Below are 25,388 nucleotides of genomic sequence, written 5' to 3' on the forward strand. Positions count from 1 at the left end.
GGCACTTGAGGTGACTCGAATGAACCCCCCTGTCGTTCGCAGGTTTGTCTTTTCGCCAGCAGGAAACCCCCATCTTCCCCTGGTGGTCGAAAGCATCGGCTATAATCCTCACCAGGAACCCATCGTTCGTCCCGAGGGATATCCCTGTTATCATTGGATTCAGACCGAGTCCGGCCAGGGGACGTTGCTTTACGGAACGGAGACGGTCGTGCTAGAACCATACAGCGGTATTCTGCTGCCTCCCGGACTCCCCCATCGGTACGAGGCCGGCGGCAGCGGTATATGGAGAACGCTGTATCTCACTTTTGGCGGTCATGCGGCCCCCTCGATCCTGTCCTCCTATATGATTCGGGAGCCGGCCTTTTTTCGTTGGGAATCCGATGCTCCCCTGACGGCACTACTTGGCTCCATGCTGGAGATGCTTGAAGCCGGAACCGACCGGTTCGGTCTGGAAGCTTCGGCCGGAATTTACCGGTTTCTCGGACTGCTCAGCAAATATGGCCAAACCAGCGCCATCTCGGTCACACGCAATATGGAAAAGCTTGAGCCGCTGCTTGCCTGGATGGAAGAGCATTACGGCAACCCGGATATCGGACTCGATACGCTAGCCGAAGTGCTCGGCATTTCAAGCCGCCATCTGAGCAAGCTCTTTCAGATGACTTTCGAGCTGTCGCCTTACGCCTACCTGGTGCGGAAGCGGATTCACAAAGCCAAAGAACGGCTGGCCGGCTTTCCGGACCATACGGTGGCCAGCATCGCGGCGGAAACCGGATTTCGCGACACCAGCCATTTCGTCGCTACCTTTCGCAAGCATACCGGCATGACGCCGCAGCAATTCCGCAAACTTCATTAATACGGAAACCGGTGATAACCGACCGCGCCTCTCCGTTGAAAAAAAAGGCTGCGCCAAGTCAAAACCCCTGACTTTAACGGACAGCCGCTGATCTGCCTCAAAATTCATTCAAAACCGCTCTTAACCCGCCCAGGGTCACGCAATATGTTTCACCGCTCTCCAGCCAAACGGCTGCCCCTTCGCGCTTGGCCGCTGCACCATCCGAATGGGAAACGCGGAGCGCATGGTCCAGATAACCGATCCTGCACCAGCCGGAGTGTGAAGCCACGATGCGGGCTTCCGTAAGCCGGCCCTCCCGCCAATCGAGGCTGACGGTATAACCGCCTCTGGCTTTCAGCCCGCTGACACGGCCCTCCGGCCAGGCTTCCGGCAAGGAGGGCAGCAGGTCGATCCCGTCCCGATGGCTCTGCAGCAGCATTTCGGCGATGCCCGCCGCGCCCCCGAAGTTCCCGTCGATCTGGAATGGAGGATGATCGTCAAACAAATTCGGATACGTCGAACGGGCCAAAAGCGTATGCACAAACCGGTACGCCGATTCGCCGTCCCCGAGTCTGGCGTATAAATTGATCAGCCAGGCGCAGCTCCAGCCCGTGTGGCCTCCCCCTTGGCTGGTCCGGCTTTCCAGCGACAAGCGGGCCGCTTCCGCCAACTCCGGAGTCTCTTTCGGGGTAATGGCGCTCCCCGGATAAAGACCGTACAAATGAGAAACGTGCCGGTGCCCGGGCTCCGCCTCCGCGAAATTCCCGCTCCATTCCATCAGGCGGCCGTCTGGACCGATCTGCGGTTTCGCCATCCGATCCATCGTTGCGCTTAACTGCCGGGTCCAATCGCTATCAATCCCAAGCAGCCCGGCCGCCTGAACGCAGTGCTCGAAAAGCTCGCGAATCAAAGTCATGTCCATGGCGGAACCCGCCGACACACTGCACCGCTCTCCGTCCTCGGTTAAAAACTTGTTCTCCGGAGACGTGGACGGAGCGGTGACTAGCCGTCCGTCGGGAGCCGGGACCAGCCAATCGATACAGAACTCCGCCGCTCCTTTCATTAACGGATACGCCGTTTCCCGCAGGAAAGCTTCATCTCCGGTATAAGCGAAATGCTCCCAGAGATGCTGGCATAACCAAACGCCACCCATCGGCCAGAACGCCCAGCTAGCCTCCCCGTCGCTCGGGGTGGACATCCGCCAGAGATCGACGTTATGATGGGCGACCCATCCCCTGGCCCCGTAATGGATCCGGGCGGTTCTGGAACCCGTTTCGCTCAAATCCCGAATCAGGTCGAACAAAGGCTCGTGACACTCGCTCAGATTGCAGACTTCGGCCGGCCAATAGTTCATCTCTGTATTAATATTGGTCGTATAATTGCTGTTCCATGGCGGCTGGATCCGCGGGTTCCAGATCCCCTGCAAATGAGCGGGCTGGGTTCCGGGTCTGGAACTGCTCATCAGCAAATATCTTCCATATTGAAAATAAAGCGCCTCCAGCGCAGGATCTGCACAGCCTGAACGGTAAAGAACCAACCGCTCATCCGTAGGCAGCCGGCTGTTGTCGTTGCGGCCCAATTCGAGCTTCACCCGGCCAAACAACGCTTGATGATTCTCCACATGCCTGCGGCGAAGCTCCCGGTATCCAAGCTTACGGGCGGCATCCAGAACACTCGCGCATCTGTCGGCGGCTTCCTTGGCTCCTTCTTCCGTCGGCATCACATTGTAGCCTTGGAAGTTCGTCGCCGCCGCAAGCAGAAGAGTGACCGAGGAGGCGCCTTCTATGCGAATTTCATTTTGACCGGCGACAGCAGTCCCCCCCTCTTGAACGACCCGGACTTGGGTTTCAAACGTGATCCCCCGCCCCGCTTCAAAGAGAACCGATTGGGGATGGTCTCCCCGGTAATTGTCGGCGACATGGCTGGGGGCGGTTCCCGTCATATGCAGACCTGTTCCTTCGTGAGTAACCTTTCCTTGATACGGAAGCGGCGAATTCAGCGAAATCGCCAATTCCAGATCAGCCCCTCGGGCAGCGGTATAATGAACAACCATCACCTGATCCGCCGCGCTTACGAAAATTTCCCGCAAGAACTTCCAGTTCTCACGAGTATATGAAACGCTGGCGATTCCCGTTTCCAAGTCGAGGTTCCGGTAGTAGTCCTTCGTGGGCACATCCCCGGGATGTCCGATCTCCAAGTTGCCCAAAGGCTGATAAGACTCCGTTCGTCTGGCGAGCATCTTCGTATCGATCAACTGCTCCGCCTCTTTATATTTCCCGGAAAATATCAATTCCCTGACCCGCTCCAAATAACGGAGCGCGTCATAGTTTTGCGTATCCCGGGGATATCCGGACCATAGCGTGTCTTCATTCAGGGCGATTACTTCCTTGCGGTCGTCTCCGTAAATCATCCCGCCGATTCGCCCGTTTCCGACCGGCAGCGCTTCTTCCCAGCGGGAAGCGGGCTGCTTGTACCACAGCTTCCATAGCCGATCCGCTCGCTTGTTACCATCCTTCATTCTCAAGCCTCCACTCCCTGAAACTTGTAGAAAAGGCCCGAACGAAACGACGGGCCTTTTCCATAAATATACTATAAAATTGATATTTGAAAGCGTTTTATTTAACTTTTTTCCCAGTGAACAACTCGACTCTTGCTTTTACCAGCTCGGTGTATTCGGCTTCCATCTTTTGAGCGCCAGCTTTGTCCAGCTCGGCAAGGAACCCGTCGTAGACTTTGTCAAAGTCGCCCGTTTTCGCAAGAATCGCTTCCGGAATCCGTTTGCGGACAATGTCTTGCGTCTTTTTAAAGATAACTTGGTAGTCGCCATCCGTTGGGACAGGCATGTTGTAGAGCGCGCCCCATTCTTTGGCAGGGAAGGCGTCTTCAGCCGGGAAAAGGTCTTTCCAAGTTGTCGCGTTGTAAGCTTTCAAAGTTTCTTTTTCCGCTTCGGTATAGCCGGCAATGATCTGCTCTGGGAAGTTTGTCGTGAAATAATTGCCTGTCGAATCCTTAACGCCGTCACCGTAACGAGCGCCCAGGGTCAGGTACATCCCGATTCCCGATTCTTTCTGGAAGTTCGTCGCGTCATTTACTTTACGCTCTTGAATCTCTGCAGGGATTACGCGTTTGCCGTCTTCTACCTTGTAGTGCTTGCCTTCAATCCCCCAGTTACGCAGAATTTGACCTTCTTCGGAGGACATCCAATCCAGGAATTTAATCGCGCGTACCGGATCCTTACAAGTCGTCGTAATCGATATGCCGTATCCGTCAACCCCTGCGGATTGGAAAGAATGATCTTCATACTCTTCCGTCAAGGTTACAGGGAAATGAGCATACGTGTACTCGTCCTTGCCCGCGGTTTTCAAAGCGTTTTCCGCGTCCTGGTAACCCCATTCCTGGTCGATCAGACCGAGAACGCGTCCGCTGGCGATTTTAGCTTTGTACTGGTCGTCTTTTTGTACGAAGCTGTCCTTGTCAAGAAGCCCCTCATTGTACATATGGTTCAACCAGCGGAAGTATTCTTTTTCTTCCGGGCGCTTGTAGTGCAGCTTCGCTTCATATGTTTCCGGATTTACATAGTATTCGCCGTCATCCGGAGCGCCCGTCGCACCGAAAGCAGGATTTGTTACCGTAATCATAATTCTCCAGTCGTCCGCGTTCAAAGTGAGCGGAATCGTAGGCTGCCCGTCGGTTGTAGGATGCTTCTCCACGTATTGTTTGAGCACGTTTTCGAAATCTTTAACCGTACGAACTTTCGGGTAACCCAGTTCCTTCAGGACGCGTTGCTGGATCTCAAAACCGCCGGTAGCGTCAAAAGATTGCTGATCCACGCCGCCATTGGTCATGAGCGAATAGATGGCCTGGTCCTCATTGCTGTATTTCAAACGGTTCATGTCTTCGGCAAATATCTTTTTAATGTTGGGAGCATGCTCCTCGATCAATGGAGCGAGATCGATGAGAAGACCGGCGTCGATTAGTTTGCCCAAGTTGCCTTTCGCAAAAATGATGTCCGGCACCTCGCCGCTCGCCGCCATTAGCGAAAGCTTTTGTTCCCCGCCGCCGCTGCCTACGTCATATTCGGCATCAATTGTAACGCCCGTTTTCTCCGTAATGGCTTTCCCGACATCATCCTGCATGTTGTTCCAGTTCGGGCTGGCGTCAGCGCCAAAGAAAGTAAATGTAATAGGACTGTTATCGTCCTGACCCGCATTCCCCTTGGTTCCTGCGGCGCTATCGTTACCGTTGTTGCCGCAGCCGCCGACAAGCAGGGCGCTTGCCAATAAAAGCGCAGCAAAGGTTTTAGGCGTTTTCCACTTCATATCCAGTTCCCCCTCGTATAAATGTTAAAGCTGTATTGTATAACAGGAACTCCTGCATATACCTTAATTTAAGTAAGGGCTTACATTGTTGTTCTTTTAAAAGGCCCTCTGCCTTGTAAGAAGAACATTCCGCCGCGCCGAACCCAGACAGCGGCGGAACTATAAATTTCACCTTGTCGCCCCGTTTTTTATGCTTTTACCGCCCCGAGCGTCATGCCTGAAACGAAATAGCGCTGCAGGAACGGATAGACTAACAGAATCGGAAGCGTAACGACGATCGTGATCGCCATCTTGATCGACTCCGGCGAAACCTGTGCCATCTGGTTGGCCATGTCATTGGCGTTCACCATGTTGGCGCCTTGGTTTGTACTTTGGAGAATTTTCATCAATTCGAACTGTAAGGTTGTTAGATGTGGCTTATTCCCGTTGTACAGATACGTGTCAAACCAGGAATTCCACTGGCCTACCGCCAGGAACAACGCGATCGTAGCCAAAACCGGTTTACAGAGCGGAAGAATAACTCTCCAGTAAATCGTGAAGTCATTAGCTCCGTCGAGCTTTGCCGATTCCTGCAAGGCATAAGGCAATCCATCAATAAAGGACCGGATGATGAAGACATTAAATGCACTTACAATCCCCGGAAGGATATAAATCCAGAATGTGCCGATCAGATCCAAATGTCTCATCAGCATATAAGTCGGCACCAAACCGCCGGAGAAATACATCGTGAGCGCCAAGAACACGGACACGAACTTTCGCGATCTGAAATCCGGCCGGCTCAGGGTGTATGCCAGCATCGACGCGCTGACCAAACCGAGCAGCGTGCCGACAACCGTACGGAAAATCGTAATTTTAAACCCCTGGATCAGGCTGCTGTAACTAAAAATCGTTTTATAGTTCTCCCAAGTGAACTCGCGCGGCCAGATATGGATGCCGCCCCGGACCGTATCCGTTGAATCGTTCAATGAAATCGCCAACACGTTCAGGAACGGGTACAACGTGATGACCAGAATGATCGCCATAAAGATGACGTTTAAAACATCAAAGATCCGGTCGGATTTGGTAGCGTTAAACGATGCTTGTGTCGCCATTTCTCGTCCCCTCCTCCTACATGATGCTTTCTTTCGTTGTTTTCTTCATGATGCCGTTGGCCAACAGCAGCAGAATGATACTTACTACGGAAGTAAACATACTGATCGCCGTACCGTAGGAGAAGCGGCTTATATTGATGCCGTAGTTCAAAGCGTACAAGTCAAGCACTTCGGAGTAATCGGTTACAAGCGGGTTGCTAAGGTTGAATTGTTTCTCGAACCCGATTCCGATCAGATGACCGATCGACATGATCAGAAGCACAGAGATCGTAGTTCGGATCCCCGGAAGTGTGATGTTCCAAATTTGTCTGAAGCGGCCGGCCCCATCGACGCGGGCTGCTTCGTAAAGCTCTCTATCGATCCCGGTGATCGCCGCCAAATAGATGATGGCGTTCCAGCCGGTTTCCTTCCACACATCGGAAGCGGTTACAATCCCCCAAAACCATTTGCCTTCAGCCATAAACTGAATGGGCGTGTCAATAATGTTCAGCGACAGCAAAATATCGTTCACGACCCCGCCGTCTCTGGACAGCATCTTCGTAACAATCCCCCCCACGACGACCCAGGACACAAAGTGAGGAAGGTAAGATATGGTTTGCACGGTGCGTTTGAAGTACTTGCCCCGAAGCTCGTTCAGGAATACCGCAAAAGCGATCGGAATGATAAATCCTACAACCAGGCCCATGATACTCATGGCCAGCGTATTTCTCAGAACCAGATAAAATCTTTCATCCTGGAACAATTCCACAAAGTTTTTGAAGCCTACCCACTTTTGGTCGGAAAAAGACTTCGCCGGTTTATAGTTCTGAAAGGCCATCGTCCAGCCCCAGATCGGCAGATAATTAAATACGAATAACCAAATTACGAATGGTAAGGACATCAGGTAAAGATATTTCTGCTGTATCACACTCTTCCAAAACCCTTGCTTCCGCTGCTTGGGCGGTTTTGGGATGGCGCTTTCATTTCTGGCCCCGGGTTTTGCTGACAGCGTTTCCATGTGTCCAATCCCCCCTTCTCTGCTATACCTCTATGATAAAGTAGGGGGGGAATCGGAAATACCCGACAGATTTTAGAGAAAACCATATAAAAATTAGACATTACATGGGATAGTAAATGAAATCTCAGTCCCTTTGCCGTATTCACTGTAGATCTTTAAGCCGTACTCCTCACCGTAAGACAAAACCAGCCTTTGATGGACATTGCGAAGACCGATCCGGTTCCCTTCCGATTCCTCGCTGCCGGAGATCGAGTTTTGAACCTCCGCGAGCCGTTCCGGGGTCATGCCGAGCCCGTTGTCCATCACCTTGACCATGATATGCCCCGCCAGCCGCCGGATTTCGATAACCACTTCGACTCCGTCTTCTTTATCCTCAACCCCATGGACGACCGAGTTTTCGACAAGCGGCTGGATAATGAGCGGCGGCAGCCGGACCTCATTCGCCTCGGGATCGACGTTCAACTCAAACTGCAGCCTCGACTCATAGCGGAACTTCTGAATCTCCAGATAGGAACGCACCATCTCCACTTCTTCCTTGAGCGGGGTTCTCTCCCTGCCGACTTCAAGGTTTTTCCGCATTAACCGGCCCAACAGCCTCACGACATTCGCGATCTCTTTCTCGCCTTTCATATGGGCATTCATCCGGATAGACTCCAGCGCGTTGAACAAAAAATGGGGGTTGATCTGGCTGGCCATCATCTTTAACTTGATTTCACGCTGCGCCAGTTCGAGCGCGGTATTCTGCTCCGTTTTCTCCACAACCTGTTCCATCAGCATTCGGATGCTCTCCACCATATAGTTAAACTGGCGGTAAAGCTGACCGATCTCATCATTTCCGTCAATCCGGGAAACGACGTTCAAGTCCCCCAGCGCCAACCGGTTAAAGTGCCTGCTGAGGCGAAGAAGACGGTTGCTCGTCAGAAAAGAGACGATATAAACAAACGCCAGCGCGAACAGAAGCACGAGCAAAATGATGAGAAGGCCGATCAAACTGACTCTGTTGGCATCTTTGACAATGGACTCCGTACTGAAAAAGGAAATGATCTTTAAACCGTTGGCGCTAGACTCCGGGAGTACATCGTCCACAACGACATAGGATCGCTCGCCTTTGATGTCCAAATGGTGAGTCCCTGTCCCCTTCGTACTCAGGTTTCTGCCGTAACCCATCTGATCGAGCACTTTCCCGATAAGCTCCGGCTTTTGGGCCGCGACGATTATTCCCTGATGGTCGACGATCAAAGTCTCGAACGGCTCCTGCCGGAGAATCCGATTCAATTCATCCTGGTCGAGCGAAACCATCAGAACGCCGCTTGTCCGCCGTTCCGGGAAAGGGAGTTGGCGAATCAGACTCAACTTGCCGACGGGAAGGACATCGTCATCGGCAATATACGCCCACCGGATGCTTTTGGTTTTCATTGCTTCCAGGTACCACCCCGTCTTCCTGATACTTTCGTTCACCGGAATCAGCTGGGTGTTGTTAATCAAAGTCGGATTATCATAATAAAAACGAACGGAGGCCACTTCCCGGTAAGTTCTCGTAAACTGCTGGAAGCCGGTATAGTTCAAATAAGACTTCGTCAATTCCAAAACATCGTCGTATCGCGTTGATACGACGCGCTCCAATTCTTTGTCCAGCATTAGTGTATTGGAGACGTCCACAGGGACCCTAAGCATGTTCCCCAATTGGGACTTCGTTTTCTCCACGTTATTCGTCGCCTGATTAATGGCCCGTTCCATGGCCTCTTGCCGAAAATAGCCCACAACGACGCCACCTACGATCAAGACGGGAATCATCACGACAAGAATGTAAGAGATCATGAGCTTGTGTTTCAACTTCAGATTGTTCGTAAACTGGATTACTTTCCTTAACATGGCCACGCCTCCCGCATTTCGGGCAAATGGTGAATTCTCTATACAGCCCGATAAAAACCGAAAATCCCCTGCTTTGATCAAAGCGGGGATATTCGGGCGCAGCCGGCTGTCCGGCTCGCTAGGTTCATATTAATTTACTTGCGGACAAGAGGGCAAGCTGATTATTTCAGGGAAATGACCAGTTCGGTTTTGCCCGTAAAGGAAGCCGCTTCAACGATGCCTTCGCCGTTCAGGGTTCCGCCTTCCACGGAAGCGATCTCGCCCATACCATAAACCGCTACCTTAAAGGCCTTGCCGGCCCCTTCCGCGGTGAGCTTGATTTTGCCGCCTTCGCGAACCGCGGTCACAAGCAGTTCGGTCTCACCCTTGACGTTGCGAACCGCACGCGTTACGGCTACGCCTTCGTCCAGCTGATACAAGCCGAGCTTCACGCCGTCCGCGAAGTCATAATCCGGACGCGTATCGTTCGCACCGATCGGAAGAATACTGTTCGGGCGGACATAGAGCGGAAGTCCGAAGAAGTTGTACTTCTCTTTTTGCCATCTGCCGCCTTCGACCGTTTTGCCGTTCAGCAAGTGAGTCCACTTGCCTTCAGGCAGGTAGTACGAAACCTCGCCGTTTTCGCTGAACACCGGAGCGACCAGCAGGGAATCTCCCAGCATGTACTGGCGGTCCAGCGTGTCGGCGGCCGGATCGTCCGGGAACTCCAGGAACATGGCGCGCATGCTCGGTACGCCTTTCTCCGTAGCATATACGGCCGTATCGTACAGATATGGCATCAAGCTGCATTTCAACTTCGTGTAGAAGCGGGTTACGTCCACCGCCTCATCATCATAAGCCCAAGGCACGCGGTAGGAGCTGCTGCCGTGCAAGCGGCTGTGGCTGGACAGCAGGCCGAAAGCGAGCCAGCGCTTGAATACATGGACCGGCGCCGTGTTCTCGAACCCGCCGATATCGTGGCTCCAGAAGCCGAAGCCCGCCAGGCCGAGCGACAGGCCGCCGCGAAGGCTTTCCGCCATGGACTCGTAATCGGCGTAGCAGTCGCCGCCCCAGTGAACCGGGAACTTCTGTCCGCCTACCGTCGCCGAACGGGCAAACAGAGCGGCTTCATTCTTGCCCAGCTTTTCTTCCAGCACTTCAAAGACAACTTTATTGTAAAGATACGTATAGTAGTTGTGCATTCTAACCGGATCGGAGCCGTCATGGTACACGACATCGGTCGGGATCCGCTCGCCGAAGTCCGTTTTGAAGCTGTCGACGCCCATATCCACAAGCTCGCGCAGATAACCCGCAAACCATTCGCAAGCCTCCGGATTGGTGAAGTCCACCAAGGCCATTCCCGGCTGCCACAAGTTCCACTGCCATACGTCGCCGTTCGGTTTTTTCACGAGATAACCGTTCTTCTTGCCTTCCTCAAACAGGCGGGAGCGTTGGCCGATGTAAGGGTTGATCCAGACGCAAATTTTGAGGCCTTTCTCTTTAAGCCGCTTCAGCATCCCCGCCGGATCCGGGAACACCCGCTCATCCCATTTGAAATCCGTCCAGTGGAATTCTCGCATCCAGAAGCAGTCGAAATGGAAGACATGCAGCGGCAAATCTCTTTCCGCCATACCGTCGACAAACGAGTTCACGGTCGCCTCGTCGTAATCGGTCGTAAAGGACGTAGTCAGCCAGAGGCCGAACGACCAGGCCGGCGGCAGGGCCGGTTTGCCCGTCAATTGCGTGTACTTGTCCAGCACATCCTTCGGCTGCGGTCCGTCGATGACAAAATACTCGATCGATTCGCCGGGAACGCTGAATTGAACTTTCTTGACTTTTTCCGAGGCAACTTCGAAGGAGACGCCGCCCGGATCATTGACGAATACGCCATAACCTTTGTTGGTTACATAGAACGGAATGTTCTTGTAAGCCTGCTCGGAGCTGGTGCCGCCGTCCTTGTTCCAGATATCCACGATTTGACCGTTCTTGACGAAGGCCGTAAAGCGTTCACCCAGACCGTAAACCAGTTCGCCCACACTCAAATCCAGTTCTTCACGCATGAAGATTTCGCCGTTTGGATCGGTCACATGCGCCATCGATTTGAACGCGCTGCCGGTCAGGCGCTGCGATCCGCGGTAGAAGTCCACCGACCACTGCGCCCCTTTGGAGATACGGACGCTGAGGTCGCCGCTCTTCAATTCGGCATAATCTTCGGTTTCCGTAATAACGGCATGATCGCCGCTTTTCGCAAGTTCAAAGTTCGGGCCGTGATCGACGGTCCCCGCAAAATGGATCAGCTTGACGCCGATCACGCCAGGCAGCGGCGAATGGAATTGCACGGTAAGCAACGTTGTATTAATCATATCCCCGCGGCCGCGAAGCGGTGTAGTCGAAGCGGAGGCTGTCAGCGTTTGATCTTGAACCATAAAATCGTAGGCCTGAACTGCGGTGGAAAGTTTGAATCCTTCGCGAATCAGCCAGTTTCCATCGGTAAATTTCATTGGAGATAAACCGCCTTTCGATTTACAATATTGTTCTTATTCCCACTATAAATTCTCTTACACTTGCATTATACTGATTAAAAAGAAATCATTCTAACATAATTCGATGATAATATGACACAATTTTGAGGTGAACATCATGGATCAAGCTCTACGGCGCTCTTTAAAGGAAAGCCGGGCCCACGGCGACGAGCACCTGCCATTCGGAACCTATTGGTTCCGCTACGGTCCCGGGGAGCATGTCATCGACTGCCATTGGCACGAGGAAGCCGAAATCTTTTACTGTGTGGAGGGGGAAACCCTCTTTCAGATCGATACCGATTACTTTCCGGTCCGGGCCGGGGAAGCCGTCTTTGTGGACGGAAGCGACATCCATGCCGCCCATGCGTTGGGTGAAGCGGGATGCGCCTTCTTTTCCCTCGTGTTCGATACGAATCTGCTCGCCAGCGCCCATTACGACGCCGTTCAGGAAAACCTGATCCTGCCCTTGCAGGAAAGGAAAGCGACCTTCCCGCGACACATCAAGCGGGGGAATCCTTGCGAATCCGGTCTGCTCGATCACATCGTCTCTATTATGAAGAGCTGCAGCGACGAATTGCCCGGATTCGCCGGCGCCGTGAAGGGCCACCTCTATCTGATGCTGGCCGAGACGGTCGGGCAGGGCAAAACCTGCAACCGTACCGCGAGCAACCGGAGCGAATCCTCCAAGCTGGAACGTTTGAAAACCGTTATCCATTATATCCAGCACAATTACGAGAACCCGATTCGCTTGAGCGAGTTGGCTTCTTTAATCCCAATGAGCGAGGGGCAGTTCTGCCGGTTCTTTAAATCCATGACCCGGCAAACGCCGATGGATTATATCAACTCCTACCGGATTCGCCAGGCCGCCGAGTTGCTCCGGGATCCGGAACGCAAAATTTCCGCTGTCGCCCTTGAGGTCGGCTATGACAATATCAGCTACTTTATCCGGGTTTTCCGGAAAACGATGAACTGCTCGCCTTCGGAGTTTCGCAAGAAACTCCTTACCGGAGCCGAAACCTATATAAGTTGAACTAAAAGAATTAGCAATAGGCAAGAGTGTGAAATGATTCTGGAGAAGCTACAAGCTTTCGCTTAGTTTATATCGGGCCCCGCCTTTTTAACCAAAGAAAACCGGCTGATCAGCCGGTTTTTATGCATGGTTTGCCGTTTTCCGGTAAGCGGACGGAGAGGTCCCCACATACTTCCTGAATTTGCTATGGAAATAGTCGACATTGGTATATCCGACTTTCTCGGCAACCTGGTAAACTTTCAGTCCCTCTTCCAGCAGGGATTTGGCCTTTTCGATCCGGACTTTGTCCAGGTAAGTGTTGAAATACTCGCCGGTCTCGTTCTTGAACAGTTTGCCGAGATAGGCGCTGTTATAATTAAAAATGCCCGACAAGGTTTCCAGCTTCAAATTGTCGCTGAAATTGCGGTGAATCAAATCCAGCATAATTTTGACTTCCCGGTGCTTACTGCCTTCGCTTAACTGGCTCATCATCTGCTCCAGAAAAACTTCTGTTTTGACGTAAAGCGCTTCCAGCGTACGGACCTTGTAAATTTCGGAGAGGCGGTCCGAAAACTCCTTGCTGCGGCTTTGCAGCTCCGGCGACTGCTTCAACCCTTTACCAAGGATCGCCGTCAACAGTTCCGCAAATCCCCGCTTGATGTCTCCTTCGCTCTGCCCTTCGGCTACAAGAGACTGCCCTTTGCGGCGGACCAGCGATTTCACGATCTCCCGGTTGCCTACTTCGACCGCGTAATAAAGCTGTTCATAAAACTCTGCCGATCCGAAATCCGCCGGCGGCACTTCCTTCTGAAGCTTCTCCAACATATCGCAGGTAAGCAGCCTGTCGTTGCCAAGGAAAAAGTGATGCTTACTCAATTCCCGCGCCGCCTGAAAGGAATGAACCACTTCGGTCAATCCGCCAACCCTCGGTCCCACCGCAGCGGTGAATTCCACGCCCGCCCCGGATACGGCCTCGCAAATTCCCTGGTAGATGCTGTCCGTTTCAACCCCAAGAATCGGGGCTTTTAATAGTATGCCGATATGCGTATGGAAGCTGAATACGCAGCCCCGCCCGGTCATTTCAAACCTTGACACCATATTTTGCCGCACATGGCTGGCGATTTCGGGATCGGCTTCTTCGTCCATGTGCAGGGTGATCAGCAGAACCTGGTAGCTCTTCCAGCGCAGATCAAGCTCATCCGCTCTCTGCTGCAGCTCGGTTTCTTCCTTCTCGGGGCTGGCCAGAAGCCCTTGAATGAAAGCATCCCGGCTCCATTCTCTGGTCACGTGGTTCCACTGCTCGGCTAGCCGTTCCTGCTGGATTTGCAGCTTGATTTTCTCGATATATTCGATTAATTCGTCCTCGTCCACTGGCTTCAGCAAGTATCCGTCCGCGCGCTGCGTAATGGCTTTCTTGGCGTAATCAAAATCGGCGTAGCCACTCAGAATTAAAATATGAAGCATCGGATTAAGCTGCCGCAGCAGCCCAATCAACTGCAGTCCATCCATCCCCGGCATCCGGATATCGGCAATGACCAGATCGGGCGAGTGCAATTTATACTTCCCCAACGCTTCATTGCCGTTGGCAGCCGTGTCCACGACGGTATAGCCGTAGGCGTTCCAGTCTATAAATGTCCGCAAACCTTCACGAAGCTTAGGTTCATCGTCCACAATCAGCACTTTAATCATGTTTTGTTCCCCCTGCCGGAAGTATTACCGTATTCTGTCCAGCGTTCCCTACCCAACATGGGACACTTGATTAAACGCAAAAAAACCTTTCTCCTCAGAGAAGGGGATAAAGCGTTTACATAAATAATTATAATGATATTTCCAGTTCTTACAAACATTATTCTGTGCATTTATTGTACAATTTTGATGTTTGGACGATTGAACTTTGCTCTTGGTCAGACGTACCAGGTAGCAAATCCAACGAGTATATACTTTCTGATAATCTAAAAAAAGACCGCCTCGGCCAAATGCCGCAGGCGATCCCCGCTGTCGCGCTTTCTTTATTTGTTTCGGACTCCGTCCCTCACCGGAATTCCGAAATCCGGCATTCCGTCTTCCGTCCAACCGAACACTTGCGCTCTAGTGTGCCGGTTCGGGTCATAAAGCGGATCTCCCGTAATCTCCTTGTAATTCCGGGCGTGATAAATCATAACGTCCTCGCCGTCCTCCGATACGGTAAAACTGTTATGCCCCGGCCCGTACTGTCCCGTTTCTTCGCATGTCCGGAAGACCGGCTCCGGCGATTTGTTCCAGGAACGCGGATCCAGCAAATCGGCCGATTCGTCGGCCCACAATAGTCCCATGCAGTAATGATGATCGGTCGCACTGGCCGAATAACTGATATAAATCCGCCCGTTCCGCTTCAGAACCGCGGCGCCTTCATTGACTCGGAACCCGATGATTTCCCACTCGTATTCCGGTGTTGAAATCATGACCTGTTCTCCTTTAAGCGTCCATGGATTCTCCATCAGGGAAATGTACAGGTTGGAATTCCCTTCGATCTCCGGATCTTTCTGCGCCCAGACATAATACTGCTCCCCACGATGTTCAAAGGTGGTGGCGTCCAGCGCAAAACTCTCCCAACGGGTTCGAACCTGTCCCTTCTCCACCCAGGTCCCTTCCAAAGGATTGGCCGACTCGTTCTTCAGCACGTACATGCGGTGATCAAACAGGCCGTCCTGCGTTTCGGTCGTCCGGGCCGCCGCGAAATAAATGTACCATTTTCCCTGAATATAATGGATTTCCGGGGCCCAAATATTGGCGCTGAGCGGGCCTGTTTCGTATTTCCGCCACGCCACCACAGGCTTCGCCTCGCTTAAGCCCTGGATAGTGGCAGAACGCCGGAGCTCGATCCGGTCGTATTCGGGAACCGAGGCGGTAAAATAATAGTAACCGTCGCTATGCTTGTAAACCCACGGATCCGCACGCTGTTCCACCACCGGATTGACGTATTCTCGTTTTGTGTTCATCCCTTTTTCTCTCCTTTTATCTATGTTCTATCTATAAGGTTGAACGCAAAAGGCTCTAGCCTTTTACGGCACCTGCGGTCATACCGTCGATGAAATATTTCTGGAAGGCCACAAACAGGATAAATATCGGCAGAATCGAAAAGAAGGAGCCGACGATCAGCAGATCATAGTTGTTCCCGTAAGGGGTCAGCAGCGTCTTCAGCCCGATCGGAAGCGTGTACTTGTTGGCGTCGCTCAGGACCATGAACGGCCAGAGGAAATTGTTCCAGCTGTTCATTCCGTTCAGGATCGCCATGGCCGCGAACGAAGGTTTCATGACGGGCAAAATCAAACGCATGTAGATGCCGTATTCCGAGGCCCCGTCCACCCGGCCCGCCGCGATGATCTCCTTGGGAATCCCGCTCAAATACTGTCTGAAAAAGAAAATGGTCGCCGCGCTCGCGATCCCCGGCAAAATAATCGCCGAATAGCTGTTCATCAGCCCGATATTATGGGTCAGCGTATAAAGCGGAAGCAGCAGAATTTCAAACGGAACCATCATGATCAGAAGCACGCATATAAAAAGGAAGTTCTTTCCTTTAAATTCGTAGGCCGAAAATCCATAGGCAACCGTGGCGCTCACAATCAAAGTTAAAGCGACCTGAACAACCGTTAACAGCAAGGAGTTAAAAAACCAGCTGAAATAAGCGTGTTCGCCCGTAAACAGGTAGACGAAATTGTCGAAGCTCATGACTTTCAAATCAAAGCGCAAATTCAGACCGTACCGGACCAGGTCCTCACCGGGCTTGAACGAAGCGATCGTTACCGCATAAAACGGGATGAGAATCAGAAGGCAGAGGACGGCAAAGAACAGAAAGAGGGACACTTTAATGGCGTTATCCTTTTTCATGGGATCAGTCCTCCTTCTTAAACATTCCGGAGAATGTCAACTGCGTCAGATTGATAATCATCGTGATGGCGAGCAGAACGATCCCGACCGCGGCCGCATAGCCCAGGTTGTTCTTTTCGATCCCTTGGCGGTACAAATAACCGACGATGGTCAGACCGATATTTTTCGGCGAGTTGTTGCCGTTCCAAAGCATCATGCTCTCGATGAACATCGCCAGGCCGGCATAAATGCTGATAGTGAGCACATAGATGGTCGTCGGCTTGAGCAGCGGCATCGTGATTTGCGTAAACTTCTGGAAGCGGGTCGCGCCGTCGATCGAGGCGGCTTCGTAATACTCGTCGGGAATGCTCTTTAATCCCGATAAAAAGTACAGCATATTAACCCCCGTCCACCTCCAAGTCGCCAGCGCAACGAGAGCGATATAGCCTGTGACTTGGCCCTTCAAAAACTTGACCGGGTCTACGCCGAAGTAGCCCAGTATACTGTTGAACAGCGAGCCTTCCATCTCCCCGAACATGAGGCGGAAAATCGTCCCCGCGACGACAACCGAGGTCAGCGCCGGGAAAAAGAAGGACGACTTGAAAAATTCCCGTCCCCACATGAATTTACTGTTGATTAATACGGCAAACAGCATCGGAAAAGGGATCAGAATGACCAAGGTGAGCACCATATAAACCGCGCTGTTGATGAGCGCTTTAAGGAAGATGCCGTCCCCCATCAGCTTGGTGTAGTTATCCATGCCTACCCACTGCGCTTCCTGCCCGAGAGTCAGCTTCTGAAAGCTCATGGTAAAGGAGCTGGCCAACGGATAAGCCCAAAAAATAACAAAAACCAAGATAAAGGGCAGCACAAAAACGTAAGGAGCGACCTTTTGCGAATATAGAAATCTTTTTATCATAGTCCCTTACTCCTTTGGGAAGAGAGCCGCTCCCGTAACGGAGCAGCTCCCTGGTTTGGATTCGTACCGCTTATTTCAATTCCTGCAAAATTTGGGCTTGCGCATCGTCCAACGCCTGCTTAATGTCCTTGCCGTCCTCAAAAATCTCATTTAATGTCACGGTGCAGAGCACGTTGTTAATCGTCGGCGAAGCCGAGGTGGACTTGATCATCCGAATTTCATCCTTGATTTCATTCAGGACGTCAAACGGGTTGTTTTGGAAGTACTTCACAAACGCATTCTCCGGGTTATGTGTAACTTCTTTTTTGTTCCAAATATCCATATTGACCGGATCAAAGCCGAGCGTGTTCCAAATTTCAATGTTGGCATCCTCGGACAGCTTGGCGAAAGCAAGGAAGTCCTTGGCCAGTTGAATGTCCTTGGCCGTTTTGGTTACGACGGTCCCCGTACCGCCGCCGCCGACGGATCTCGGCATGCCTTTCTCAATGACCGGAATCGGAGCAAGGGCAATTTTGCCGCTCAGTTCGGGCATGTAGTTGGTGTATCTCGACATCTGCCATAAAGGCATGAATGCGGTTGCGTAATTGCCGGCATTGAATTCGCCATAAGCTTCTTCCGTATCCGGCTGGCCTCCGGCGATCGTGGCGATGACATTGTTGTCCTTCAGATCCTTGAGGATCGTAAGGGCTTTGACCATCGCTTCCGAATTGATTTGCGGATTGCCCTGGTCATCCGTGAAGTCGGTGCCCTGCTGGGCAAGCAGTTGGGATAACTGCCAGGTTGCGCTCGTATCAGCTGTGCCCATGTATTTGCCGGTCTTCTCGTAAACTTTGATGCCCGCCTGCTTGAAATCTTCCCATGTGACGATGTTCTTGTAATCGACGCCCGCTTCCTCCAGAATCTCCGTGTTGTAGAAAGCTACCGAAGCGCCTACGTGAGTAGGAATGCCGTAATTTTGGCCATCTTTGCTGTAAATGTCGATTCTCGATTTGACGATGGTATCTCTGTAAGGATCGATAACATCGTTCAGCGGCACCAACTGCGGCGTATCCTTCAGGAAATCCGGGAATTTCCCCAGTTCGATATCGGAAATGTCCGGGGCACCCACGCCGGTTTGGACGGCAATCGAAAGTTTATTGTGCATATCGTCATAAGGCATAACGGTGACATTCAGCTTGATTTGGCGGTCCGGATTCGCTTGATTCCACTTCTGAAGCATTTTCTCGAAGTGCTGGCCGTGAAGTTCGACAAATGTCCAATAAGATAATTCCGTAGCCTTTTCCCCTGCTCCCCCTTCGAGCACGGTCGTTTCCCCGCCCGCTCCGGCTGAGGAAGACGATTTGCCGCCGCATCCCCATAAAGCCGTTGTCATCATCAGCGCCAGCAGTGTGATAAACCACTTTCTCTTCATATTTGACCCCTCCGCTTCTTTAGTTGGCCTAAGCCTTTTTCAAACGCAACACATTCCAGGAAGCTTTAGCAAGTCTGCCGGTGACATAGCCGTCACGCAATGAAGCTCCTCCCCCGGAATGAGGTTTGACCTTCTCCTCAGCCGCGGTGTTCACCGCTTTCAAATCTTCATGCTCAAGCACGATATGCTCGACGAGCCGGTAGCCTGCGAAGCTGCGGACATCGCATTCCAGATCCAGCGCTTCATGCAGATTCCGGTTGACCGCAAAAATCGTAACCTCTTCCTCCGCCTCGTTGTATACAACGGCGGTATCGAGATAAGGAACATCGGTGTAATCCTGTGCGTCATAACGCGGAGAGTCCACAATCGGCTGCAGGGAAACGCCGCGTCCATACAGAGAAGCGTGCAAATACGGAAAGAAGATCGTCTGTTTCCAGGCGCGGCCACCGTTCTCCGTCATGATCGGCGCGATGACATTAACCAGTTGGGCCAGGCAGGCCATCTTCACCCGGTCGGCATGGCGGAGCATCGTTATCAGCATACTGCCGACCAGCAACGCATCTTCAAAGTTGTATATATCCTCAAGCTGCGGAGGGCCAATGGTCCAAGGTTCGATTTTGGCGTCGGCATCATTGGAGTGATACCAAACATTCCATTCGTCGAAGCTGAGATACATCGTCTTCTTGCTCCGCTTCTTCGCTTTGACATAATCGCAGGTTGACGCCACTGTCTTGATAAAATGTTCCATGTCCATCGACCTGGCCAGGAAATTGGCCGAATCGTTGTCCCGGTTGCCGTAGTATTGGTGCAAGGAGACGAAATCGGCAACCTCATAGGTATGATCCAGCGTGACAGCTTCCCATTCCGGGAAGGTCGGCATACCTGTGCTGGAACTGCCGCAGGAAACAAGCTCTATGGACGGATCGACCAGCCGCATCGCCTTGGCGGTTTCGTACGCCAATCTTCCGTACTCTTGCGGCGTCTTCTGTCCGATTTGCCAAGGTCCGTCCATTTCGTTGCCGAGACACCAGGTCTTGATCCGATGCGGCTGTTCATAACCGTGGCTCCGGCGCAAATCGCTCCAGTAGCTTCCTCCCGGATGATTGCAGTACTCCAGCAGGTTTCTTGCCGCATCTACACCGCGCGTGCCCAAATTCACGGCCATCATCACTTCGGAACCGACTTCACGGGCCCATTTCACGAATTCATTGGTGCCGACATGGTTCGGCTCAACGGTTCGCCATGCGAGCTCCAGCCGTTTAGGCCGGTTCTCCACCGGTCCGACCCCGTCTTCCCAGTTATAGCCCGATACGAAGTTTCCCCCGGGATATCGGATAATCGGCACATTCAGTTCCCGGATCAGTTGTTTGACATCATTGCGAAAACCAGCGGCATCGGCGTCCGGATGGGAAGCTTCATAAATTCCTCCGTACACGGCCCTTCCCAAATGTTCGATGAAGGAACCGTAAATCCGCGGATCGATCTCGGAAATCCGGAACGATTTGTCCACTATCATTTTGGCTTTTGATCCTGTTGACATTGGCGCCACCTTTTATCACCTTCCGTTTTAAATTATCTTAAAATTTTTCGATTAAACTTGAATGAATACGCTTACAGGTATAAAATAACACATAACAAAGGCACTGTAAATATATAAACCTAAAACTTTTTATGTTTTTATAAAATTAAACGTTTTTTCGCTATATTTCAGCATAATTCGAATTGTATATTAGGCATTTTTATATCATTTGTTTCATACTAATATAAATACTATGCATGTTTTTTGTTGGGCATTTGCCTTTTCTCTTCTTTTTCTAGGGTTATGGGATATATTTCTTTATTATAAAGATGGGATGATTTATAATTATTTAAAGTAAATGGTGTCTACTATAAGCGGAAGAGGGTTATCTTATGATTTACATCAAGGATTTGATGAGCGGGATCGATATTTTTAAAGCATTGAGCTCGGAGATTCGAATTCAGATCCTGGAGTTGCTGGCCAAAAATCAAGCCTTGAACCTGAATGATCTCGCGACGCGGCTGAATCTCAGCAACGGGGCGATTACGATGCATATTAAGAAGCTGGAAGAAAGCGGTTTGATTGAAATTAACACGACGGTCGGGAAACACGGCATCCAGAAAATTTGCTACCTTAATAAAGACAAGCTGATGGTCGATCTGAAAAGCAAAGAGGTCGAAAATCTGTACGAAGTGGAAATCCAGGTAGGCCATTACAGCAATTATCAGGCCTTGCCGACCTGCGGGCTGGCGACCAAGGACAGCATTATCGGCGATTTTGACGACCCCCGGTATTTCGCCGACCCGCAACGGATCGATTCGGAAATCATCTGGTTGACCGAGGGGTACCTGGAATACCGGATCCCGAACTATCTCAAGCCGAACCAGACCTTCCGCGAGATTCAGTTCTCTATGGAACTGGGCTCGGAGGCACCCGGATATTGCGACAATTACCCGTCGGACATTTATTTTTATGTCAACGGAATTGAAATCGGCTATTGGACCAGCCCGGGAGACTTCGGCGATGCCCGCGGCACGTTCAATCCGGACTGGTGGCCTCCGCATCTGAACCAATACGGCATGCTCAAGCTGATCCGCATTAATCATGAAGGAAGCTTTATCGACGGCTGCCGCATTTCCGATGTCACCTTGGACCAAATTCAGCTCGACTACAAGAGCGAGATTACGTTCCGCATCGCCGTAACGGAGAAATCGTTCAACAAGCGCGGACTGACCATCTACGGCAGAAACTTCGGCAATTACAGCCAGGACCTGCTGGCGCGGGTGCTGTACGATGTGCACGGCGATTGACATAAGCCGGAGGCAGGCGCGCTAGCCCCCCCCCCCCCCGCAACAAAGAGCCCAAACTCGCGAGTTTGGGCTCTTTTTAACGTCGAAGCACCGACGATCCCTTTTGGGAGAATCCACAGTAACGGAAGCTACGGCAACGGAAGCTTTAGCAGCTATTTCGTACTTATAGGGCGAATTGAGATTCTAACGGACGTATTAGCGGCAATTTCAGCAAAACGAGGCCATTCGGACGCTAATATGCACAATAAGGCGCTATGGCTTCCGTTAGAATTCCAAAAGTGCAACTTTGCGCGAAATAGCGTCTATTACGTCCTTGGGAGCAGGAGTTAAGTTGGGTGAGCAGCAGGCCCAGACGAAGCCCATCGCCACCGCCCTAGCTTCCAAAAGCGCCGGTAATGCGGCGGCCGACGCTTACATTGTCTGGCCATTGTCAACCGTAATGATCTGTCCCGTGATCGAGGGCTGCTCCAGCAGGGCGCAGATCATGTCGGCGATTTCTTCAGGCGGTGAAATCCGCCCCAGAGGCAGTTGAGTGATTAACGAATGCATCCGGGCTTCCTGGCCCTCCCACCAACGGGTCGTGACCGCGCCGGCGGCGACACCGTTCACCCGGATTTCGGGGGCGAGGGCATGAGCCAACGACTTTGTCAGACCGTGGACGGCCGATTTGGAAACGGCGTAAGGAAGAGAGGAACCCTTGCCGGTAAGCCCCGCGATGCTGCCCACATTGACGATCGCCCCTGCGCCGGAGGCCTTCATGTAAGGAGCCACGGCCCGGGCGCAATAAAACATGCCGACAACGTTGACTCCAAGAAGCTCCTCCCAGACCTTCTCCGTAACGGCCTCCAGATCATCCATGGCGATATGCCGGGTGATACTCGCATTGTTGACCAAAAGATCCACTGTCCCGAATTCCCGCACGACTCCTTCAACCATCCGGCTGACGTCCCCATTCCGCGATACGTCCGCCTGGAAGGCCATCGCTCTTCCGCCAGTCTCCGTGATGGCGCGGACGGTTTCCGCGGCCTCCGCGGCCGACCGCGAATAATTGACGGCGACGGTCGCTCCCCGGCTAGCAAGCCGCAGACTGGTCGCTCTCCCGATGCCGGTGCCTCCGCCGGTGACCAAAGCTACCTTATTTTCCCATTCCATCTGTGATCCCCATCCCTTCGTTGATATGGACAAGACTGCCTTTACGTCCGCCATCCCAATTGACCATAAATACGCCCGCGCAGATCAGTGCCCCTCCCGCATAAACATACCAAGCGATCCGTTCGTCAAGCAGGATGAAGCTGCAAAGCACCGCAAAGAGCGGCACGAGAAACAGAAAAGCGCTGGTGCGGGCCGGGTCCCCGTGCTTGAGCAAATAAAACCAGAGCGAGAACTGGACGATCGAGCACATCACCGCGAGCCAAAACAGCACGAGCAGCGAAGCCGCGTTCACAGCAAACCGGGGTTCTTCCGCGAGCGAGCTCAGGATAAGCAGAGCGATACCGCCAGCCAGCATCTGATACGCCGCCAGCACCGTCATGTCGAACTCCGGGCCATACCGGTTAATCAGGAGCGTCGCGACCGTAAAACAAACGGCGCCGGCAAAACAGATCAGCGTTCCCGGTTCGATCCGGACATGGAGCCCAAAGGTCAAGACGACGCCGGCAAAGCCGATAACAACGCCCATCCACTGACGCCAACGGTAGACTTTCCCGTAAAGAACAGCTCCCAGCACGATCACCATAAGCGGACTTGTGCTTGTAATAATGGCCGATTCCCCCGAATTGATCCAGCGCATGCTGAAAAAGACGAACCCCATGACGCCTGCGGATTGAAACAATCCCAACACGGCGGCTTGAAGCCACTGTTTGCCGCCCTTCGGCTGCTTGCGCTTCCTCACGAAAAAGGCCAGCAAGCCTCCGGCCAGAACAAAGCGGAGTCCCATCAGAAAAAAAGGCGATGCGTAGGATAGCCCCATTTTTCCGACCGGAAACGCCACCCCCATTAAAAAGGTGGTCAAAAGGATCAAAACGGTAAATTTGGACCTGCCTATACTCATCATGCAAACCTCCTTGCGATCTTGCTGTCGTCGATCATGATTGTATTGTAGAGGAGTCTTGCGTTTATGTATAATGAACGTTAAAGATATTTGATATCACTAAAATAGATACCAAGTCAATTTTATACCGGAATGATGAAAGGAAGATGAATTGTGGAAAGTGCGGACCTGCGTATTTTTCAAGCGGTGGCCTATGAAGGCTCGATTACTAAAGCCGCGCTGCGGCTCGGCTATGTCCAGTCCAACGTCACCGCCCGCATTCGCCAGTTGGAGAGCGAAATCGGCACGGCGTTGTTCCACCGGCATAACCGGGGGATGACCCTGTCCTCCAGCGGCCAAACCCTGCTGGTGTATGCCGACAAAATTATCGGCCTGCTGGAGGAAGCCGCCCTCGCGCTTTCGCCGTCCAGCGAGCCAAGCGGGCCTTTATTGATCGGGGCCCCGCAAACCACGGCGGCCGTCCGGCTGCCCAAGCTGCTGAGCCGGTATTATGAGCTTCATCCCAAAGTGGAACTGACGCTTACCACCGATTTGTCCGAACGACTGATGGAGAAGGTGCTGCAATATGAGCTGAATGTCGCATTTATCAGTACGCCGTGCCGCCATCCCGAGCTTACGACGCTCTCCGTTTTCGACGAAGAGGTCGTCCTCATTTCCGCCCCCTGGATCACCGAACCGGAGGACGCCCTGACCAAGCCGAATCTCGTGTACAGTAAAGGCTGCTCGTACCGCGAGATTCTGGAGAGTTGGCTGCACTCCCAGGGAGTCCGGCAGCTCAAAACGATGGAATTCGGCACCTTGGAAGCGATTTTGGGCGGCGTCTCCTCCGGACTCGGCATTTCCCTCGTTCCCCGGGTCGTCGCCGAAATACCGGGAACCGCAGGCTCCCTGCGAATTCATGAAGTACCCGAGGCGATCCGTCACATGAAAACCGAGCTGATCTACCGCAAGGATGCGTACATGACACCGGCTTTGCGCGCATTGCTTAAGCTTTTGGGTTTGAACCCGGGGGGACAGGAGCAGGGGCAGGAGCAGAAGAAGGAGCAGAGGCTGGCGAAGGAGCGGGAACAGGTGCAGGTGCGAAAGTAGGAACAGACCTACCCCGAATCATTGCTCTTAGGCTATAAGCCTTTATTACTCCGGCTCGCGTCTAAAGGCGCTAGCTTTCACTTCGTTCAAGCGACTATGCTGTTGCCGCTTTTGCCTACCCCAGAAGGGGTACGTTTATTGCTAGTACCCCTTCAGCAACCTTGATAATATAGAATTCCTGCATATGTGCATGTTTTTTTCTTGTTCGTGGCCAAAAATTTCAAAATTTCTGCAAATCTGCAGGAATTTTTGACGAAACCGGCTCGTTTCTCTAAAATCGCTAGTAATTCCTGCAGATTTGCATCTTTTTTCGCATCCCCTCGCGGATAAGACTAAATACCTGCAGATTTGCATCTTTTTGGAGTTAGAAGTTTGGAAGCACGCTAGGCGCCTCTTTGTATGTGACATATCACTTCGATTAGCCATTAAGCTTACCTTTTCGTTTCGTTATACATAGTAGCTTGAACACCCCTATGATAACGAACCCATCAGGTGTTTTTTTTGCTATAAGCATCACTACATCACCCGCATAGCAGGTGATTTTTTGTTTCGCACGCTTCGCGTGCTAACTGACTAAAGCCACTAACCAAAAACGAGCTGACGACGGGTACCCCTCGTCAGCT

The 25,388-nt window shown here is 52.2% G+C and carries 18 protein-coding genes; 4 read left to right on the plus strand and 14 right to left on the minus strand.

What is annotated here, in order from left to right:
- Nucleotides 1–19 precede the first annotated feature (19 nt).
- Nucleotides 20–853, plus strand: coding sequence for an AraC family transcriptional regulator (locus V4U84_RS13760; RefSeq protein ID WP_334077332.1), 834 nt, complete (start codon nucleotides 20–22; stop codon nucleotides 851–853).
- Between the two features lie 97 nt (nucleotides 854–950).
- Here the strand turns inward: V4U84_RS13760 and V4U84_RS13765 are convergent, their stop codons facing one another.
- From V4U84_RS13765 to yicI, 6 genes are all read right to left on the minus strand, one after another.
- Nucleotides 951–3,350, minus strand: a complete 2,400-nt coding sequence (locus V4U84_RS13765; RefSeq protein WP_334077333.1) for a glycoside hydrolase family 95 protein — start codon at nucleotides 3,348–3,350, stop codon at nucleotides 951–953.
- A 97-nt stretch (nucleotides 3,351–3,447) separates the two neighbouring features.
- Nucleotides 3,448–5,151, minus strand: a complete 1,704-nt coding sequence (locus V4U84_RS13770; protein ID WP_334077334.1) for an ABC transporter substrate-binding protein — start codon at nucleotides 5,149–5,151, stop codon at nucleotides 3,448–3,450.
- Nucleotides 5,152–5,339: 188 nt separating this feature from the next.
- Entirely contained in the window at nucleotides 5,340–6,242 is a 903-nt protein-coding gene (locus V4U84_RS13775) for a carbohydrate ABC transporter permease (RefSeq protein WP_334077335.1), read from the minus strand.
- A 16-nt stretch (nucleotides 6,243–6,258) separates the two neighbouring features.
- The gene (locus V4U84_RS13780) at nucleotides 6,259–7,239 is read right to left on the minus strand and encodes an ABC transporter permease (RefSeq protein ID WP_334075270.1); all 981 of its coding nucleotides are present in this window, start codon (nucleotides 7,237–7,239) and stop codon (nucleotides 6,259–6,261) included.
- 93 nt (nucleotides 7,240–7,332) lie between these two features.
- Nucleotides 7,333–9,111, minus strand: coding sequence for a cache domain-containing sensor histidine kinase (locus V4U84_RS13785; RefSeq protein WP_334077336.1), 1,779 nt, complete (start codon nucleotides 9,109–9,111; stop codon nucleotides 7,333–7,335).
- A 161-nt stretch (nucleotides 9,112–9,272) separates the two neighbouring features.
- On the minus strand, nucleotides 9,273–11,591 hold the full coding sequence (yicI, locus tag V4U84_RS13790; RefSeq protein ID WP_334077337.1) for an alpha-xylosidase: 2,319 nt from the start codon (nucleotides 11,589–11,591) through the stop codon (nucleotides 9,273–9,275).
- A gap of 139 nt (nucleotides 11,592–11,730) precedes the next feature.
- On the opposite strand from yicI, the gene V4U84_RS13795 reads away from it, so the two are divergent.
- Entirely contained in the window at nucleotides 11,731–12,642 is a 912-nt protein-coding gene (locus V4U84_RS13795; protein WP_334077338.1) for an AraC family transcriptional regulator, read from the plus strand.
- A 120-nt stretch (nucleotides 12,643–12,762) separates the two neighbouring features.
- On the opposite strand, the gene V4U84_RS13800 is transcribed toward V4U84_RS13795, so the two are convergent.
- The 6 genes from V4U84_RS13800 to arfA form a co-directional block, all read right to left on the minus strand.
- Nucleotides 12,763–14,310, minus strand: coding sequence for a response regulator transcription factor (locus V4U84_RS13800; RefSeq protein ID WP_334077339.1), 1,548 nt, complete (start codon nucleotides 14,308–14,310; stop codon nucleotides 12,763–12,765).
- Between the two features lie 320 nt (nucleotides 14,311–14,630).
- The gene (locus V4U84_RS13805; protein WP_334077340.1) at nucleotides 14,631–15,599 is read right to left on the minus strand and encodes a glycoside hydrolase family 43 protein; all 969 of its coding nucleotides are present in this window, start codon (nucleotides 15,597–15,599) and stop codon (nucleotides 14,631–14,633) included.
- 55 nt (nucleotides 15,600–15,654) lie between these two features.
- The gene (locus V4U84_RS13810) at nucleotides 15,655–16,488 is read right to left on the minus strand and encodes a carbohydrate ABC transporter permease (RefSeq protein ID WP_334077341.1); all 834 of its coding nucleotides are present in this window, start codon (nucleotides 16,486–16,488) and stop codon (nucleotides 15,655–15,657) included.
- A 4-nt stretch (nucleotides 16,489–16,492) separates the two neighbouring features.
- On the minus strand, nucleotides 16,493–17,386 hold the full coding sequence (locus V4U84_RS13815; protein WP_334077342.1) for a carbohydrate ABC transporter permease: 894 nt from the start codon (nucleotides 17,384–17,386) through the stop codon (nucleotides 16,493–16,495).
- A gap of 70 nt (nucleotides 17,387–17,456) precedes the next feature.
- Nucleotides 17,457–18,797 carry an ABC transporter substrate-binding protein gene (locus V4U84_RS13820; protein ID WP_334075262.1) on the minus strand — a complete coding sequence of 447 codons (1,341 nt, stop codon included), beginning with the start codon at nucleotides 18,795–18,797 and terminating at the stop codon, nucleotides 17,457–17,459.
- A 28-nt stretch (nucleotides 18,798–18,825) separates the two neighbouring features.
- Nucleotides 18,826–20,337 carry an arabinosylfuranosidase ArfA gene (arfA, locus tag V4U84_RS13825; protein ID WP_334077343.1) on the minus strand — a complete coding sequence of 504 codons (1,512 nt, stop codon included), beginning with the start codon at nucleotides 20,335–20,337 and terminating at the stop codon, nucleotides 18,826–18,828.
- 371 nt (nucleotides 20,338–20,708) lie between these two features.
- On the opposite strand from arfA, the gene V4U84_RS13830 reads away from it, so the two are divergent.
- Entirely contained in the window at nucleotides 20,709–21,626 is a 918-nt protein-coding gene (locus V4U84_RS13830; RefSeq protein WP_334075260.1) for an ArsR/SmtB family transcription factor, read from the plus strand.
- A gap of 411 nt (nucleotides 21,627–22,037) precedes the next feature.
- Here V4U84_RS13830 and V4U84_RS13835 read toward each other — a convergent pair whose 3' ends face one another.
- Together V4U84_RS13835 and V4U84_RS13840 are read right to left on the minus strand one after the other, a co-directional pair.
- Nucleotides 22,038–22,778, minus strand: coding sequence for an SDR family NAD(P)-dependent oxidoreductase (locus V4U84_RS13835; RefSeq protein ID WP_334075259.1), 741 nt, complete (start codon nucleotides 22,776–22,778; stop codon nucleotides 22,038–22,040).
- Nucleotides 22,762–23,676, minus strand: coding sequence for a DMT family transporter (locus V4U84_RS13840; protein ID WP_334077344.1), 915 nt, complete (start codon nucleotides 23,674–23,676; stop codon nucleotides 22,762–22,764). Before V4U84_RS13840 ends, V4U84_RS13835 begins: the two co-directional genes overlap by 17 nt.
- A 153-nt stretch (nucleotides 23,677–23,829) precedes the next feature.
- Here V4U84_RS13840 and V4U84_RS13845 point away from each other — a divergent pair, with 153 nt between their 5' ends.
- Complete coding sequence (locus V4U84_RS13845) at nucleotides 23,830–24,765, plus strand: LysR family transcriptional regulator (protein ID WP_334075257.1); 936 nt, start codon at nucleotides 23,830–23,832, stop codon at nucleotides 24,763–24,765.
- The last annotated feature ends 623 nt before the right edge of the window (nucleotides 24,766–25,388 follow it).

It is taken from the genome of Paenibacillus sanfengchensis (genome assembly GCF_036864765.1).
Taxonomy (GTDB): domain Bacteria; phylum Bacillota; class Bacilli; order Paenibacillales; family Paenibacillaceae; genus Fontibacillus; species Fontibacillus sanfengchensis.